The sequence below is a fragment of the Salmonella sp. SAL00672 genome (assembly GCF_046552175.1).
Classification (GTDB): domain Bacteria; phylum Pseudomonadota; class Gammaproteobacteria; order Enterobacterales; family Enterobacteriaceae; genus Salmonella; species Salmonella enterica.
This window is the reverse complement of record NZ_JBGDUQ010000002.1, coordinates 701,030-717,564: the sequence shown is the minus strand read 5'-3', so window position 1 is coordinate 717,564 and position 16,535 is coordinate 701,030. Positions and strand designations below refer to the sequence as shown.

At 52.7% G+C, this 16,535-nt stretch carries 22 protein-coding genes; 3 read left to right on the top strand and 19 right to left on the bottom strand.

What is annotated here, in order from left to right; translation table 11 throughout:
• Positions 1 to 153 precede the first annotated feature (153 nt).
• From ACLJTG_RS09315 to ACLJTG_RS09290, 6 genes are read right to left on the bottom strand one after another with little or no spacing between them, the layout of a single operon-like run.
• On the bottom strand, positions 154 to 729 hold the full coding sequence (locus ACLJTG_RS09315) for a tail fiber assembly protein (protein ID WP_000143187.1): 576 nt from the start codon (positions 727 to 729) through the stop codon (positions 154 to 156).
• Positions 729 to 2,582 (bottom strand): phage tail protein, encoded by a 1,854-nt coding sequence (locus ACLJTG_RS09310; protein ID WP_410958948.1) that lies wholly within the window; start codon positions 2,580 to 2,582, stop codon positions 729 to 731. The genes ACLJTG_RS09315 and ACLJTG_RS09310 overlap by 1 nt, the downstream gene beginning before the upstream one ends.
• Positions 2,579 to 3,184, bottom strand: a complete 606-nt coding sequence (locus ACLJTG_RS09305; RefSeq protein WP_369557188.1) for a phage tail protein I — start codon at positions 3,182 to 3,184, stop codon at positions 2,579 to 2,581. Before ACLJTG_RS09305 ends, ACLJTG_RS09310 begins: the two co-directional genes overlap by 4 nt.
• Positions 3,177 to 4,085 (bottom strand): baseplate assembly protein, encoded by a 909-nt coding sequence (locus tag ACLJTG_RS09300; protein WP_369557187.1) that lies wholly within the window; start codon positions 4,083 to 4,085, stop codon positions 3,177 to 3,179. Before ACLJTG_RS09300 ends, ACLJTG_RS09305 begins: the two co-directional genes overlap by 8 nt.
• Entirely contained in the window at positions 4,072 to 4,431 is a 360-nt protein-coding gene (locus ACLJTG_RS09295; RefSeq protein WP_023225974.1) for a GPW/gp25 family protein, read from the bottom strand. The genes ACLJTG_RS09300 and ACLJTG_RS09295 overlap by 14 nt, the downstream gene beginning before the upstream one ends.
• Complete coding sequence (locus ACLJTG_RS09290; protein WP_000993749.1) at positions 4,428 to 5,006, bottom strand: phage baseplate assembly protein V; 579 nt, start codon at positions 5,004 to 5,006, stop codon at positions 4,428 to 4,430. Before ACLJTG_RS09290 ends, ACLJTG_RS09295 begins: the two co-directional genes overlap by 4 nt.
• 77 nt (positions 5,007 to 5,083) lie before the next feature.
• Between ACLJTG_RS09290 and ACLJTG_RS09285 the strand changes: the two genes are divergently transcribed.
• Positions 5,084 to 5,935: a hypothetical protein gene (locus ACLJTG_RS09285; protein ID WP_079952564.1), complete on the top strand. Its 852-nt coding sequence runs from the start codon at positions 5,084 to 5,086 to the stop codon at positions 5,933 to 5,935.
• Position 5,936: 1 nt separating this feature from the next.
• On the opposite strand, the gene ACLJTG_RS09280 is transcribed toward ACLJTG_RS09285, so the two are convergent.
• From ACLJTG_RS09280 to ACLJTG_RS09225, 12 genes are all read right to left on the bottom strand, one after another.
• Positions 5,937 to 6,383 carry a phage virion morphogenesis protein gene (locus tag ACLJTG_RS09280; RefSeq protein ID WP_369557186.1) on the bottom strand — a complete coding sequence of 149 codons (447 nt, stop codon included), beginning with the start codon at positions 6,381 to 6,383 and terminating at the stop codon, positions 5,937 to 5,939.
• Positions 6,376 to 6,807: a phage tail protein gene (locus tag ACLJTG_RS09275; protein ID WP_369557185.1), complete on the bottom strand. Its 432-nt coding sequence runs from the start codon at positions 6,805 to 6,807 to the stop codon at positions 6,376 to 6,378. The genes ACLJTG_RS09280 and ACLJTG_RS09275 overlap by 8 nt, the downstream gene beginning before the upstream one ends.
• Positions 6,770 to 7,018 (bottom strand): Rz1-like lysis system protein LysC, encoded by a 249-nt coding sequence (gene lysC / locus ACLJTG_RS09270; protein ID WP_223151184.1) that lies wholly within the window; start codon positions 7,016 to 7,018, stop codon positions 6,770 to 6,772. The genes ACLJTG_RS09275 and lysC overlap by 38 nt, the downstream gene beginning before the upstream one ends.
• Entirely contained in the window at positions 6,903 to 7,331 is a 429-nt protein-coding gene (gene lysB, locus ACLJTG_RS09265; protein WP_024139155.1) for an Rz-like lysis system protein LysB, read from the bottom strand. The genes lysC and lysB overlap by 116 nt, the downstream gene beginning before the upstream one ends.
• Positions 7,328 to 7,705, bottom strand: a complete 378-nt coding sequence (locus tag ACLJTG_RS09260) for a DNZ54_00345 family protein (RefSeq protein WP_369557184.1) — start codon at positions 7,703 to 7,705, stop codon at positions 7,328 to 7,330. Before ACLJTG_RS09260 ends, lysB begins: the two co-directional genes overlap by 4 nt.
• A gap of 4 nt (positions 7,706 to 7,709) precedes the next feature.
• The gene (locus ACLJTG_RS09255) at positions 7,710 to 8,219 is read right to left on the bottom strand and encodes a lysozyme (RefSeq protein ID WP_001069919.1); all 510 of its coding nucleotides are present in this window, start codon (positions 8,217 to 8,219) and stop codon (positions 7,710 to 7,712) included.
• Complete coding sequence (locus tag ACLJTG_RS09250) at positions 8,200 to 8,415, bottom strand: HP1 family phage holin (RefSeq protein WP_000171565.1); 216 nt, start codon at positions 8,413 to 8,415, stop codon at positions 8,200 to 8,202. Before ACLJTG_RS09250 ends, ACLJTG_RS09255 begins: the two co-directional genes overlap by 20 nt.
• Before the next feature lie 3 nt (positions 8,416 to 8,418).
• Positions 8,419 to 8,622, bottom strand: a complete 204-nt coding sequence (locus ACLJTG_RS09245; RefSeq protein WP_023232915.1) for a tail protein X — start codon at positions 8,620 to 8,622, stop codon at positions 8,419 to 8,421.
• Positions 8,622 to 9,086, bottom strand: a complete 465-nt coding sequence (locus tag ACLJTG_RS09240) for a head completion/stabilization protein (RefSeq protein ID WP_079970107.1) — start codon at positions 9,084 to 9,086, stop codon at positions 8,622 to 8,624. The genes ACLJTG_RS09245 and ACLJTG_RS09240 overlap by 1 nt, the downstream gene beginning before the upstream one ends.
• Positions 9,087 to 9,179: 93 nt before the next feature.
• Positions 9,180 to 9,833, bottom strand: coding sequence for a terminase endonuclease subunit (locus tag ACLJTG_RS09235; RefSeq protein WP_023184685.1), 654 nt, complete (start codon positions 9,831 to 9,833; stop codon positions 9,180 to 9,182).
• A 3-nt stretch (positions 9,834 to 9,836) separates the two neighbouring features.
• Entirely contained in the window at positions 9,837 to 10,919 is a 1,083-nt protein-coding gene (locus tag ACLJTG_RS09230; RefSeq protein WP_000730755.1) for a phage major capsid protein, P2 family, read from the bottom strand.
• Positions 10,920 to 10,935: 16 nt separating this feature from the next.
• Positions 10,936 to 11,769 (bottom strand): GPO family capsid scaffolding protein, encoded by an 834-nt coding sequence (locus tag ACLJTG_RS09225; RefSeq protein WP_023184686.1) that lies wholly within the window; start codon positions 11,767 to 11,769, stop codon positions 10,936 to 10,938.
• 142 nt (positions 11,770 to 11,911) lie between these two features.
• On the opposite strand from ACLJTG_RS09225, the gene ACLJTG_RS09220 reads away from it, so the two are divergent.
• A complete protein-coding gene (locus tag ACLJTG_RS09220) occupies positions 11,912 to 13,678 on the top strand; it encodes a terminase ATPase subunit family protein (protein WP_023232914.1) in 1,767 nt (588 codons plus the stop codon).
• Positions 13,678 to 14,691, top strand: a complete 1,014-nt coding sequence (locus tag ACLJTG_RS09215) for a phage portal protein (RefSeq protein ID WP_000517631.1) — start codon at positions 13,678 to 13,680, stop codon at positions 14,689 to 14,691. The genes ACLJTG_RS09220 and ACLJTG_RS09215 overlap by 1 nt, the downstream gene beginning before the upstream one ends.
• A 41-nt stretch (positions 14,692 to 14,732) precedes the next feature.
• On the opposite strand, the gene ACLJTG_RS09210 is transcribed toward ACLJTG_RS09215, so the two are convergent.
• Positions 14,733 to 16,514 (bottom strand): DUF262 domain-containing protein, encoded by a 1,782-nt coding sequence (locus ACLJTG_RS09210; RefSeq protein ID WP_000818975.1) that lies wholly within the window; start codon positions 16,512 to 16,514, stop codon positions 14,733 to 14,735.
• Between the last annotated feature and the right edge of the window lie 21 nt (positions 16,515 to 16,535).

Here is a 16,535-nt window from a genome sequence, read left to right as displayed (position 1 = left end):
TTGTGGTTGTTAATTTTTTACAGAAAACTATAACAACCATATCAGGACTGATGGTATATCTGGTCATTAAGTTTCATCAGTTCTTACTGAACTGAATATTACTTCAGGCTGGCATGTTTTATTAACGTCAGCCTGATTTTTCACAACGTCATATTACTGGCTTACAGGTACATCAGGCCAGTCAGGATTTGTGGTATCTACCCGGTTTACCAACACCCTGTATTTTTTCCACTCGTCGAGCTGCACTTTCTCATCATCTGTTGCGATTTCAAGATCAACAGCATCCTGTAATGGCGCGATTTTCTCCGCTGCTGTTTGCAAAAGACGGCTTTTGGTTCCTTCAGCTTCACGAAGTCTGGCCGCTGTTTCAGCCACTTCGTCTTTTACCCACGCCTTACCATTCCATTTCTGATATTCACCATCAGGTGAAACTGATGTGACGTTTTCAGGTAGCGGACCGGGAGAGGAGATATAAACCTGATTGCCGGTTGTTGTGTCGTAAACCGTCTCGCCACGGTGGTCCTCATGCAGACTCCACATTTCGGTTTCAGCGTCAAATACAGCAATATGACTGGCGGGAATATCAGGGGGTGCAATATCCGTACAGTTTGCCGGTAATCCCGTGTGTGGCGGTATATACGCATCACCTGCCCCAATAAATTCATTCGTATCTGAACGCAGGTTATAAATCGTAATTGTCCGCGCTTTGCTGCTCATTTTAAAAGTCATTATGCAAGCCTCACTATGTAATTAAATGCAATGTTTTTAACCGTTGTTTCCTCATTACCGTCTGCGTCCACAATAACGACGTGGCCGTGTGGGCCGATATATACAGTGTGGTCATGCGGACCAATCCATGTGGTATGTGCGTGATCGCCATTCCAGCTTGTTAACTGGTCATTGCCATCATGCTGGACGCGAATTTTTCCACCGATTGAATCACCACCGTATGTGCCGCCCGCCGAATGGTTATGACCGCCTGTTGTATTAGAGCTCTTCGTTCCGTAATCAAATGACGACGTACCTTTCGTTCCCAGATCGGTATCCTGCGCTCTGGCGCTGTGACTGTGCGATTTGTTGCCATCCAGCTCCTGAGATAGCACAGCGCGCCCGCTCGCGGGCTTGCCTTTGATTGTCCAGCCGCGCATGTCCGGAATAGTGCCGGATGGATATGCTATTGCCAGTAAGGGATAAACGTTCTTATCAAATGCTTGCCCCTGCATCAGGGCGTAACCAGCAGGGATGGTGTCAGACGGCCACGGAAGGGGAACGCCGGGCGGACACGACATCAGGGGACGCCAGGTAAACCCGGAATCATTGGTTGCGTCCCAGCGCGCGCCAATCCAGGTGTTACCAACTGAGTCTGTTATCAGAACGGCGCAGCCGTCTACGCAATCGCGTTTGGCAATCACTTCTAGGAAAACATAATCGTTTACCGGCAATATTGTTGCCGGAGCTTTATTGCTGGCAAACCGGCGAGCACCAGACGGCAGAATGCTCAAATCATCGGCGGTACTTACCCACATAACGGGCTGAGCACCAAGACCGGTCTGGGTGTCGTCTATAGCTCTTTTGGCGGTGGAAATACGGATGTCGTCACCAGCGGCTACAGTGTCTGGTGTGGTGCCGACGTTGAGTGTAGCGCTGTTGCCAAGCTGGAGGGACTGACGGGCCAGCGCTTTATCTGGCACATCATTCAAGTTCTGGTCTTTTTGCATGGCGCCAGTGGCCAGATTTATCGTTTCGCCTAAACCGAGGTATGTGAGAAGGCCGGCGATATCTTTTCCGCTTAAATTCGTCAGTGTATTGTCCAGCGGTTGCTTTCCAGCCAGAGCGTTTATCATCGTCGTGGCAAAGTTCGGGTCATTCCCCAGAGCCGCTGCCAGCTCGTTCAGCGTATCCAGTGCTGCAGGCGCAGAATCCACCATTGCCGCGATAGACGATGCCACAAATTCCGTGTTTGCAATCTGTTTAGTGCTGTTACCCGCCGCTGGCGTCGGTACCTTTGGAATCCCTGTGAGTGTAGGGCTGTCCTTCTGCGCATACTGTGAATGCGGGTCCGGCGCAGCAAGATGCTTTGCCATCAGGTCGTCTACATATACCTTCAGCTCCAGCGCCTTATCATCCACATATTTACGGGTTGCCAGCACTACTGCAGGGTCAATTTTCAGGGTGATGTTATCGGTGCTGCTGGTAATCAGTACCATGCGCACGGTCTGCGTACGTCCGCTCCCTTCTGTCAGCTGCGGCTTGTAGCTCTCAGGGCAGTTACCCACAGCGATCAGCGCACCGGTTTCATCAAACAGGCCGACCTCACGAATCCACCACCCGCCCTCAGTTTCCGGGATTACCTGCTCAGCAATAATCTGGCTGTTGTTCTGCGGGTCGATATACAACATATTCAGCGCTGCGCGGTGCCTCTCAGCAACTAACGCGGTCTGTTGTGCGCTGGGTGTGGGCAGCACACCGCCACCGTCTCCCACCGCCATATGGGTAATTTTCAGCGGGATACCGAGCGCGGTGGCGCTTGCCAGTTTCGCCGCGCCGATGTCCGTCAGCAGGGTATAAAATTTTGCGCTCATGGGCTCACTCTCATTGTGTCAATAACATGGACTGCTCCGCCTTCATATGTGGTGCCGCCGGAAATGATGGTTTCGTTGATATACGGATACACCGTGATTTCTTCGCCAAGGTAGCTGGCTGCGCCAACCCAGTAAGGGCCGCTGGTCTGCATATTAATGGACATACCTGTCATGTGGCGGCTGCATGGTTTGGCATCGCTTATCAGGCGCTCAAGCTCCAGATAGGTGTCTTCGGTGATACCATGATCCTGTACACCAATATCCAGACGGAACGTCCCCGGCGTTTCGCCGGTCTGCCACCACTCAATGATGCGGATCAGGAAGCCGAACGGCTCAACCACACGCCGCACGGCGCTGGTTGTTCCTTTATGCTGATGGATATAGAAAGCATCCTGCACCACACGGCGTTTGACATTTTCTGTCCAGCTTTCATCCCAGCGGTCAACGGAAAACGCCCAGGCCAGATAAGGCAGGAATCTGATCGGGCAGGTTGCCGGGCTCCACAAATCACGCAGCGATATCTGCAGATCGGAAATCCCGCTGCAGGTCTGCGCCAGTCGGCGCTCAAGCGGCGACGAACCCGGCGGCAACAGACTATTCATCCGTGCCCCCGTTGGTAACGCTCCATTCGGTACAGGATGCCGCCTGTGTCTTATCCAGCACCACATCCTCCAGAGGGGACGTCAGCTCCACACGCTGGACGCCCTCCACGTGCAACGCGGCATAAATGGCGCTGCGGCGGATATCACGTCCCAGCCGCATCTGACTGGCGATGTACCTCTGCAGGCTGGCTTTTGCCGCCACCATAACAGGCTCCGCTTCCGGCCCCGGATAAAGAAAAATGGTAGCCTCCACCCGGTACGGTATGATCTCCGCACTACGAACCCTCAGACGGTCAGCCACCGGGCGTACACTCTCACTGTTCAGGGCTTTTTCAACCACATCCAGCAGGTCTTTTACTGCTGTACCGTCACCCTCCCGGCTCAGCACGGTAAGTACCACCTCTGCAGGGGCCGGACTGGTTGCGCTGGCATCTGCCACACGTCCGTCCGCACTTCTGGCGTGAAATTCATAGGCTCCCGTAGGGCCAGCAACGGACAGTCCCTCAAATGCTGCAGGGATGCGCTGGCGCAGCGCCTCATCATCTTCCATCACTGCGGCGACCGGCGGTACTGCATCATTATCAGCAGGCACTACCGTCAGACGTTTCACGTTGCAGTTGGCTGCCAGCTGCTCAAGATCATTTCCCATCGAATAGGCCACCATCACCGCCTGCGCAGCCTCGTTAATACGCTGGCGCAGCAGGATTTCGCGGTATGTGCTTTCCTGCAGCAGCTTGGTGACGGGTTCAGATTCCAGCGCCAGCGTGCGCCGCACCGCGTCCTGTTCATCCACAGGATAAAGAGCCACAAAAGCGGCCTTGCGCTCAGCCAGCAGCGTCTCAAAATCCGGCACGTCCACTATCTGCGGCGGCGGTAACCGGGAAAGGTCAATGACTGCCATTGTCTGCTCCTGTTGATATGGAAAGGGAAACCGGTGCTCCGTTATTACTATGTCCCATAAGCTCAACCACCATAGAGCCGTCAAAATTGCCGTTGATGGTGATGGAGTCCAGCGTAAGGCGCGGCTCCCAGCGGTTCAGCGCCACATAGACTGCAGACATAATCTGCAGGCGCAGTGCCGGGTTCTGCGGCTGGTCAATCAGCGCGGACAGCAGCGAACCGTATTCCCGTCGGGCAATGCGGCTACCCTGCGGTGTCAGCAGAATATCCCGCACCGACTGGCGCAGATGGTCTGTATCCGCAAGGGCCTGCCCGTCATTCCGGCTCATACCGATATACAACGTCATACCGGACCTCCCGATGTATCCCCGCCTGACTTAACGCCAGTGTGACCGTGTTTATCCATCACGACCCCGTTAGAACTCATTGCGCCGCCGCCCTGGGTGACGCCGCCGTTGATCACCACCTCGCTGTTAATGCGTGTTGTGTCAGCCTCCACCACAAACTCACCGGTTTTTAGGGTGATATTGTCCGCCGCCTCGATCACCATGGATTTGATACCCCGGACATGCCACCGCCCGGTGGCGGGTTCGTACTCAAACCAGCCCCCGTCCGGGTACTCCGTCACGCAGCCGTCCACAGAATCCGACGGTGGCGCAAACTGATTGGAGTAGATGGCGGGCAGCACAAAAGCGGTTTCCAGATTGCCGCCCATGCTCAGCACCACCACCTGCTCATCCGGCGACGGGCACCACCATGTACGGGCACCACCGGCACGCAGCGTCAGCCAGTTAATCCAGTTAGTTTCAAGCTCGCCCACTTTCACCCGGCACAGCCAGTTTTCCCGGTCCACTTCGGTCACGGTGCCGGTGCGGATCAGGTTGGTGATAAGGCGCATGATTTCTGTGAGTTGTGCGTTCATTTCATAAGATTCTCACATTAGAATGAGTTACAAACTTGTGGTCCTTTGTATGGTCTACAGCACAAAAAGGAAGCCTTATGCTTACTGTTGGAATATATGGATTCAATATCACCAAAGTGACTCATTTCTCTTTTGGCACTATGTTTCCGACGTGTAAATCCATCTCAGAAATAATAAAAAAAATGAAATCCCGCGATGAATTACACCTTACAGCATTTCTCGAACTAGATATAAATGACGCCAACGAATGCCGAGATATACTATTTCATCTAACAGCAATATTATCCTTCATTGAACAGCGCCCCGTATCATTTGGCTACTCATTAAGAAAGCATGAAAGCATGGGCAATCTTGATGACGACTACCCTAAACTCATTAACATAGCGTATAGCATTAAGAGCACGGGAATAATAATCAAAGAAGATTATTATTCAAAAAACTCCAGAAGATATTTTATAGAGGCTGCATTAAATAAAATAATCATTGAAAAAGATCGTCACTACTCCACCTTACTTCATAAGAACGTACAGGTCTTTTCCAACCCTCAAAGATACATTGATGTATCATACTACCTTTTATTTTCAGGCTTAGAGTCCATAGCTCGCCAGCGAGAGAATGACCTTAGTAATAACGCACCGTCAGTATTGTACAAATATCTTTCGAAATTTAAATTTGATATAAAACAGCAAGACAACAAAAGACCACCGCGTTCATTGGACATTTATAGTGGTTTAAGGAATGCACTATTCCACAATGGGGAATATCAAACTGCCCCCATGAAAAGAAATGGTACTGAATGCACATTCCTTCTTAAGGATTACTACTCCTATTTCAGGCGTCTAAACAGCCTTGTAATTTTAAAAGAGGCTAATTTTGAAGACGGTAAAATTAATTGGGATTTTGTGAACTACAGACACTATTTTAAATAAGCTAGGCTATCAACCACCGTAACAGCGTGTCGCATGTCAACGCTGCCACCTCATCGTTGATGCCCAGCAGGTGGCGCTCTGCGTAACGGACCTCCGGGCCTTTACGGCTGACGCGATCGCGCAGGCCGTAATGGTGAACACGGGCAATACGCTGCACCTTGCCATCAAACTGCACGCTGGCGGAGTCCGCACTGGCGGCGGTTTTCAGGTATTTTGTGGTGCGAAGCTTTGCAAACATCTGGCGTTTGATACGTCCCTTCTTGCTGCGAGCTGTCACCCTGCGCGGCTCATAGCCGCTGCCGTCAGGATTACGCTGCAGCCTGATGTTCTGCTGCTGCGTCCGGCGCAGCTGTTGCGCCAGTTGCCGCATCATACGGTTGCGTGCGGCAGGCTCCAGATTCGCCAGCAGCGCCGTCAGCCAGTCATCCACCTTCTGCAGCTCATCCACGTTTCACCGTCCACATTTCTTCGGGTTCGTCCGGCTCCGGCACCGCTTCAACGCTCGATACGCTGCCGTCAGTGCTGACCAGCACACGCTCAGTCAGTTGCAGGTTCATGCTGATATCGCACACATCGTTTCGCAGAATATCCACTTCAAAGGTGAACAGTTTTTCGCGCAGATCCGGGTTGTTGATGGCGTCCGGCTGACTGGTACTGAGCCACAGCAGGACTGGAGCCATCAGCAGATTCTGGTCGCCGCTGAAATTCTCGATCACCACGTTCAGGGTGTAGCGGTATTCCCATGACATGGAACTGGCTCCTGTTGCCACCAGTGAGCCGTTATCAACGAAAAGGTGCAGCTTGTCCGGGTTGTCCCGGACATAGGCAACCGCTTTATTCAGGGCGCTGCGTAAGGACTGCGGTTTGTTCACTGTCTCGCTCCTGACACGCAATAATTGTGTCCACTTTGTCAGCACAGACCGCCCAGGCGGCCTCGGTTTCATCCAGCACCGCATTCAGATCGCCGTTACTGCGCGGCGCTGACCTTTCCAGGCGGCACTGCGTCACTCTGGGACAGCCACTCACGGTAAGCTGCACCTCCGGCGAGGGCCGGACGCTCCCGCAGCCGGATAATGTCAGCAGGCAAAGGAGTGTCAGCCCAGCGGCGCAAATCCTCGTTTTCACGTTTCAGTTCCTCGATCCGGCGCTGACGGCTTCGCAGCAGTGCGGTGGTCTGTTCCGCTGCCGCATAAAGCCGCGTCTGCTCCCGGCTGTTGGTTTCGGTCAGAATGGACAGGCCGATCAGCTGGCTGTTTTTCTTCGTCAGCTCCTGCGTTTTGCTTTTCAGCGCCGCGCCCTGCGTTTCGATGGTGTGGCTGGCATTGTTTAACCGCCACGACTGCCAGCCCAGCGCCGCAAGTGCCAGCGCCAGCACTACCGCCAGCGCACGCATCAGGCCGCCATCGGCTCATGAAGCTGCGAGCGGACAATCTGATACAAAACCAGCGTCAGCAGGTAAAACACCAGGGTGATCACCCATCCAGAAAACGCCAGGCACAGAACAATAAGCAGCCTGATAGCCCATGTACGCACGGGTTTTACGGGGTGCGCCCTGAATTTGATTAATGCCGCCCTGACCTCCTCGCGCGCCCGATCTCCGGCGAACCACCCGACAGCGCACAGCGCAGCAAGCAGCCAGGCGAGGAAGCATGACACCCAGACAGACGCACCAACCAGAACCGGCGCACCGCTGCGCGGATACAGCAGGCTGATAACCAACAGCGCAGCCCATGCCAGCTGGAAAAAAACGCTCATGACTTTCTTTTTCATTCCGTTATGCTCCTTTTAAGCACCAGGCCATTTCCCGCGCGCGGCGGTTGTCCAGCCCCTGATTAAACACACCTTTGACATATACCCAGCGCGGCAGCTGATGGCAGGCATCCGCCCAGCGCCGCTGGTTCAGCAACTTAACCAGCGTGGAGCTGCAGGCGTTGCCGGTGCCCACGTTGAAAGCAAACGACACCACCGCGTCATAGACCTTTTGCGGCATCGGCTGCACCACACATTTATCCAGTGCCCGCTCCACGCGCAGCACGTTGGTGATAAGTCCCTGCGCCGCCTGCCGTTCCGTGATGGTTTTTCCAGGCACCACACCGGACGTATTGCCGATCCCGTCAGTCCAGACGCCCGCGCTACACTGATAAGGCTGCAGGCGGCATCCCTCGTAATCGGCGATCAGTTTCAGCCCCTCAACGGAGGTATGAAGCGACTGAAATCCGGGCAGCGTGGCTGCGATAGCCAGCACCGCCCCGACAAGGCAGCGCTTAACGATTGAAGGATTCATATTCCCCCCGCGAAATCTTGCCGCCACGTAACAATTTGAAAGACTGGTGTTTGTAGTACCAGTTGATAGCCAGCATCAGCACACCAATCAGTACGCCGCCAACCGTTGACGCATCCTTGAGCGACAGATCGCCCAGCCATGCCAGCAGCACGGCAATGCAGTAAGTGATAAAGGCGCTGATTCGTTCAAGCGTCATAATTCAGTCCCATAGCTGGACGGTCTGCGCCGTGGTTGACGCCGTAATGTCCGGCAGCTCCACCTGCAGCCCGTGCGGTAAAAATGGGCCGTACTCAGCCAGCCCCGGATTTGCCTGCAGAACCTGCTCAGTGACACCCTGCGTGCGCCTGTAATGACGCCAGCAAAGCGCGTCCACCGTGTCATACTGATGCGCACGCACTTTCATCAGATAAGCTCCACCGTACAGTGCGGCGCATCCTGTACCCGGCTGATGGCCCAGCGGGCGTCACGCCACAAATCACCGCTTGCTTCTGCCAGTTCCTCGCCCCGCTTCACACCGGATGCCGTGGCGTCATAGTCCTGGTATCGTTCGTTGAGCATGGCGCGTGCCCAGCAGTAAACCGCGTTGAAATAGTGCTGAATGCGCTCACTTTTTCCGTCCAGCTGTTCTGCAGGAACCTCTGCCAGCGAGGCATATCCCAGCATCTGCTGGCGTCTGCGAAACTCATACAGCTCTGCGTTGACCTCCGAGATCGCCGTCAGCACGACCTGCTTTAAACGCGGCTGCGTCACCGTACCGTCAGTGCGCATCACACTGCGAAATTCCGACAGATCCACATCAGGCCAGAACGGCGTATTTTTGATGACCTCCGCCTGTTCCGGTGCCTGTTCGGGCGCAACAAACTTCATGCGGCTTTCTCCTGAATAAGTGGGCGGTGGACGGAATTTTGATGTGGCAGTGCCTTTCGCCATCCCGTGCCGCCCGTGCGCGGGGCACGTTCGTTAGCGGCTGTCATTGCGCAGCCTGCGCTCCAGCTGCTGCTTTTCTTTTTTCACACCGCAGCGGGGATCAAGCTGCAGCGCATGGGTAAGGTGATTCAGGGCAGACGCCGGGTTGCTTTCGCTCAGTACAGCGCCGATGGCTTTATGCAGACGCGCCCGCGACTGGTCCGGCATATCCAGATCGGTTGTCAGGTCCAGCGTCTGCAGAAGCAGATCGGCATCAAAACCGACAGCGGCCAGCAGAGCGCTTTGCGCCGCGTCTGCCATTTCTTCTGCCAGCACGGTCTGCACGTTACGGTTGCCCAGCGGCATCACCCAGCCATGGCGCAGCGCATGGCGCCCGATTTCCAGCGCACCGGCATAATCACCGGCATCGATACGCCACAGCATCACGTACATCAGCACGTCATCCTGCTGCGCACCTCCGGCAGCCAGCACGCCCTCCGCCCAGGCGGAATATTTCGGCAGCAGCTCTACCTTGATTTCCGCCTTTTTCACCGTGGACTGGATGCCTTTAAGGCGACGGCGATCTTCTGCCAGTTGCAGCAGCATCAGGTCATAGCCAGACGCATGGCGGCGAACACTGCCGCCCTCACGGGCGGCCTGTTCGGCCTGAATGCGCAGGCGGTGCTGCCGTGCGGGACTCAGGCTCATGCGTTACTCTCCATTTCCTGACTCTGCGGCTACAACAGGTGCGGCAGGCGGAGTGAAATCACTCATTTCGATGTTTTCCACCAGTGCCGCGCAGCGGTAGTCCTCGACCACATACGCCTCGTTAACGGATTCAAAGTTTTCAATCCGGTCACGTTTCGGGTTGTCGATAACAGAACGGCGGCGGGTGTCTTCCTGCCAGTAGATGGACAGGTTATCCAGTCTGGTGATTAACAATGCATTTGCCGGGAAGAAAGGCGCACGCACAGCCTGCAGGCCGCCCATACGTTTCTGGCTGATGATCATATCGGCGGCAATTTTTTCGCTGTTGTCCTGCTCTTTGTTGACCAGCGGGAAATACTTGTCAGACAGCAGTTCACGACCACAGACAACAACCAGCTCGTCATCATCCTGATACTCCACATCGATCAGCTCGTTGACTGCATCCATCACCACCGCGTCAAGGTTTACATACTTACCACCCGGACCTACTTTTACCGGCTCCGCAGTAGTGGTGCCGTCTTCTGCGGTTTTACTGCCCATAACATGATCCGGCGCGTCTTCGCGGATTTTCTGTAACCAGCCTTTATTGACGTCCTGCAGCAGCGGGTTTTCAGCACGATTTGAGGTTTTGGCGCGCTTCACGCCGTTAAAGCCGATCATGATGCGGTCCAGCGCCTGACGCTTGACGATGGCGTTGCGGATACGCACCTGGAAGTCCTGGAACTTGGCCCACAGGTCCAGTTTTGCGTAGGTCAGCACCGTATCAAAGTTGGTCTGTTCGCATTTGTATTCCACGTCTTCCATCAGCGTCGGATCGGTAGGCTCGCGCTCTTTGGTGGTGGTATCGGTGGTTCCGGCAATGGTGCTGCCCACGCCCAGCCCCAGCAACTGTCCTGACTGTTCAGTGACCGGCGTGATGTTAATCAGCGTCAGGAAAGCGGCGGACTGCTGGATCTGGTCTTCCAGCGTCTGCTGCACGGACGGCTCCACGGTAAACTTGCTAGAGAGTTCTTCAACCTCCACACTGTTCAGGCGCGCCAACTGCTGCAGGTAAGCGTTAAAGGCAAAGCGGGTTTTCTTTTTCATCGGGTTTTATGCTCCATCAGCAATTGGTCAGGGTGCCTGCCGGTGCGTCACCGCCCGGCGCGCGCTGGCGGTAGTCTTTACGGCTGTCTTCGCTGCTAAGCTTCTGCTCAAGCTCGGCAAAGGCGGCCAGCTGTTCCTGCAGGGAGGACTCCAGCTCAGAAAGGCGCTTGTCCTGTTCGGACAGGGATTTATCAGTGCGCTCGCTCAGGTTCTGCTGCTCGGAGGCGACCAGTTCCACGGCTTTATGCACATCGGAGAAACGCGCCTCATCGGTCTGCTCTTTTTTGGTGAACAGCGCGGTGACGCGGGCAAAGAGGGACGGCTTTTCGTCCTGGACCTCTTCCAGTTCGATCAGCGTTTCGACAGCTTCCGAAAACAGGTTTTCAGGGTTCTGCTTACGGTTTGCCAGCGGGTTATGTGCGGCGCTGGCGCTGAAAGCCAGCATTTCGGTGCCAAGGCTCGCAGGATCGTCCGTCGCACCCAGCCCCACAAGGTAGGCTTTGCCGGTGTCGGCAAACTTCGTGCTGACCTCCATGGAGGTGAAAAGCTTCTGGCCTTTTTTCACCAGTTCCACCAGGGCGTCAGTGGGTTCGATATCGGCATAAAGTGCCATCTTGCCCGCCAGCGGGCCGTCCTGGATTTCTTCTGCAACCAGCCCCGTCACCCTGCCATAGCGGTTAAAAGTGCTCTCCGGCAGATAAGACTTGATGTGCTCAAGGTTAATCAGCGCGGTATAGACCTTCGGGTTGTAGCTGGCAGCCATCTGTACCAGCCATTCACGCTGGATCTCGCGCCCGTCAGTGGTGGCACCTTCCACCCCGATGCGGAAACGCTTTGCTTTCACTGTCATGAGCCGTGCTCCGTTAGAAATAACTTACTGGAGCCTTATGTTTGCGGTGATAGGGGGAGTGAGACAACGCGCTGTATTTGTACGGTAAACCACACAAAACGCAGCCGGGGAAAGCCGCCATCCAAGGCCGTATGTTTGGGCCATGAACACGACACTGACCCCCGCAGACCTCGATCCCCGTAGGCAGGCCATGCTGCTGTACTTTCAGGGATACCGCGTAGCCCGCATTGCTGAAATGCTGGGCGAAAAAGTTGCAACCGTTCACAGCTGGAAAAAACGCGACAAGTGGGGCGACTATGGGCCGCTGGATCAGATGCAGCTCACCACCGCCGCACGTTACTGCCAGCTCATCATGAAGGAGCAGAAAGAAGGGAAAGACTTCAAGGAAATTGACCTGCTGGCGCGCCAGTCAGAGCGTCACGCCCGGATCGGAAAATTTAACGACGGCGGGAACGAGGCAGATTTAAACCCGAAAGTAGCCAACCGTAACAAAGGTCCGCGCAGGCAGCCGGAAAAGAATGTTTTCACTGATGAACAGATCGAAAAGCTGGAAGAAGTCTTCCACGCCTCTATGTTCGACTATCAGCGTCACTGGTTTGAAGCCGGGAAAACAAACCGCATTCGCAACCTGCTTAAGTCACGCCAGATTGGGGCAACATACTTTTTTGCCCGCGAAGCGCTGATTGATGCCATCACCACCGGGCGCAACCAGATTTTCCTTTCAGCCAGTAAGGCACAGGCGCACGTCTTTAAGCAGTACATCATCGACTTTGCAAAAGAGGTGGATGTTGAGCTGAAAGGCGACCCGATGACGCTCAGCAACGGCGCGTGCCTGTACTTTCTCGGCACCAACGCCCGCACGGCGCAGAGCTACCACGGCAACCTGTATCTTGATGAATATTTCTGGATACCGAAATTCCAGGAGCTACGCAAAGTTGCCTCCGGTATGGCCATTCACAAGAAATGGCGACAAACCTACTTTTCCACGCCGTCCAGCCTGACCCACAGTGCCTATCCGTTCTGGTCCGGCGCGCTGTTTAATCGGGGCCGAGCCAAAGCGGACAAGGTGGATATTGACCTGACCCACAGTAACCTTGCGCGCGGCCTGCTCTGCCCTGACGGACAGTACCGCCAGATCGTCACCGTGGAGGATGCGGTGCGCGGCGGCTGTAACCTGTTCGACCTCGACCAGCTGCGCATGGAGTACAGCCCGGACGAATACCAGAACCTGCTGATGTGCGAATTTATTGACGATCTGGCGTCAGTATTCCCGCTCAGCGAACTGCAGGCGTGCATGGTGGACAGTTGGGAAGTCTGGACCGATTTTCAGGCTCTGGCGCTGCGCCCGTTTGGCTGGCGAGAAGTCTGGATCGGTTACGACCCGGCGAAAGGTACGCAGAACGGTGACAGCGCAGGCTGCGTGGTTATGGCACCGCCAACTGTACCGGGCGGGAAGTTCCGCATTCTTGAACGTCACCAGTGGCGCGGGATGGACTTCCGCGCCCAGGCGGACGCCATCAAGAAACTGACGCAGCAGTACAACGTGACCTATATCGGCATCGACTCGACCGGTGTCGGGCACGGCGTTTACGAGAACGTGAAAGCGTTCTTTCCCGCGGTCCGGGAGTTTGTCTACAACCCCAACGTCAAAAACGCCCTGGTGCTCAAGGCCTACGACATTATCAGCCACCGCCGTCTGGAGTTTGACGCCGGACACACCGACATTGCGCAGTCTTTCATGGCAATCCGCCGCGCCACCACCGCCAGCGGCAACCGCCCCACCTACGAAGCCAGCCGCAGCGAAGAAGCCAGCCACGCAGATTTGGCCTGGGCAACGATGCACGCACTGTTTAACGAACCGCTGCAGGGCGAATCCGCCAATACCAGCAATATTGTGGAGATTTTTTGATGGGTAAGAATAAGAAAAACCGCACTCCAGTTAAGAACAACAGCGGCACCTCTGCAGAAGCATTCAGCTTTGGCGACCCGATCCCGGTTCTGGACCGCCGCGAACTATTGGACTATGTGGAATGTGTGCAGATGGACAGATGGTATGAACCGCCGGTCAGCTTTGACGGGCTGGCTCGCACCTACCGTGCCGCCGTGCACCACAGCTCACCGATTGCCGTTAAACGCAATATTTTGACCAGCACCTTTATCCCGCATCCACTCCTGAGCCAGCAGGCTTTCAGCCGCTTTGTGCAGGATTATCTGGTGTTTGGCAATGCTTATCTGGAAAAGCGCACCAACCGCCTTGGCGGCATTCTGTCTCTGGAGCCGTCGCTGGCGAAATACACCCGCCGGGGCGTGGATCTCGATACCTACTGGTTTGTGCAGTATGGCATGACCACGCAGCCCTACGAGTTCACCAAAGGCAGCATCTTTCATCTGATGGAACCGGACATTAACCAGGAGATCTATGGACTACCGGGTTACCTTTCTGCCATTCCATCAGCCCTGCTAAACGAGTCTGCCACGCTGTTCCGCCGGAAGTACTACATCAACGGCAGCCATGCGGGATTTATCATGTACATGACCGACGCAGCGCAGAACCAGGAGGACGTGAACAACATCCGCCAGGCTATGAAAAGCGCCAAAGGACCGGGCAACTTCCGCAACCTGTTTATGTACTCGCCCAACGGCAAAAAGGACGGGATTCAGATAATCCCTCTGTCAGAGGTGGCGGCAAAGGATGAGTTTCTGAACATCAAGAACGTGAGCCGCGATGACATGATGGCAGCGCATCGCGTGCCGCCGCAGATGATGGGGATTATGCCTAGCAATGTTGGTGGGTTTGGGGATGTGGAGAAGGCGGCAAATGTGTTTGTGCGGAATGAACTTTTACCTTTGCAAAAAAGGATGCAAGAGTTTAATTGTTGGATAGGAGAAAACATAATCACATTTGATAATTATATTTTATAGATTCCAGTTTATAACTAACGCCTGCCTAGGCAGGCGCCTTTTTATTTAAAACGCGTTGCAATATCTGCTGCTTCGATGACTGTTGCTTTTTTTGTATTATCGCCAGAACGATAATAAATATCTCCATTATAACTAGAATAAGATGCTAGAAGTGGGATTGTGATAACTATAACTCCATAACCATAAAAGTCGTTATAGTCAATCAAACTTACAACTTGTGATTTAAGAGGCTCGCTCAAATCAGATTTTTTTAACTCATCACAAAAGCGCCTATAATACTCCTCCATTGATATACCGAGTTTAACAGCCTCTCTTTTAACGCCAACCACGCTTCTCTCACCAACAATATGTGCATCTATATCATCAAGCTCTTTTACTCTACTTGTATCACTTGGTTTATCTGTTACACCAATCAATAACTTACCAACCACACCGTTTTTGTTACCTTTCCCGATGTTAGCAATAGCGCAAATTGTGGAGAATATTTTCTCATGAATGCCATTATCAACAGTTCGCTCCCCCCCCAACATCAACAAACCCTGTTTCAGTTCATAGTTTGCAAGTTCTATTTCAGATCTTCGCAAAATATCCTCGATATCAACCGTATTGTGAGAATTATATATATGACTACTATCGGCGCTATCAATAAAATTATCTTTAATCAAACCAATGATAGAATTAATATTCTTTCTTCTTTCTTCCCCGCCTGTAGCTGATCTTTTAGTATCCAGTCGAGTAACTATATTATTAAGATTATCTTTTATACCTTTATAATTATTAATCTTCTTGTTTTCTTTAATAAGTAATTCGTGAAATGCAATAAATAACACAGCAAATATCGCTGGAAATGCATTTGTAGTACGTTTAGTAAAGATTAAATCCCTGAGTTTAATATCTCCATCACTATTACATACCTTTGTTATCTCCTGGATACAGAACTTAAACTCTTCTGAAAATTTCCCTTCACCATAAACATTAATAGCAGAGCTAATACGGCTATACTCATCATCTTCATTATTATAAATCTGATCAAGCGCATCTTTGGAACGATCTATTAACTTACCACCAACAATACAAGCTGCTATATCTGCAATGCATTGCTCATCCATACTGTCACGAAGATCTGTTGAACGTAAAATCCCATGTTTTACCCAAAATACTTCTTCCGATTGAATTTGATACCCATGTTTAGTTAGCGGCAAATCAATACTAATAGATGGCATTTGCTCTAAAAGCAATATGTCGTCAGATACATCCCCCCTAATGGAACAGGCAATATCTCTAACCATATTTGAAAATTTATTTTGTATACCAGCCTGACGCCTTTCTTGATCACTAAGTCTATGTCCGTATGTATTAATTCTATCAAAAACATCATTTATTTCGTTCTCAGTTGCATTACGCATAATGGACATGGCAAGAGAATAATCCAATAACTGAGTAACCTCGCGCTGACTTAAAAGATCATCAGCTTTGACCGCAGTAAACTTACCTTCATCTGCTCGATTTTTCGCGGTTGGAAAAGCATCCAGATTAAAACGCTTTCCATCAAGTGATTCATATCCTGTTTCGATGAAAGACATTATTGCATGTAATCTTTGCAGACCATCTATTATTTCATATGTACCAGGATCATTTTCCCTTTCCGCAAGAAGAACTGCAGGAATTGGATATTTTTTTTGTATAGACTCAATTAATTTTTGTTTCTCTATTGCAGTCCAAACTAATTTTCTTTGATAACGTCTATTAACAAATATCTTACCTTCAGTAAACCATGAATAAATGGTTTGTATAGAAGTTGTTTGTGGTAATAGTTCAGCCATGAAACAAAATCCTTCTTTTTG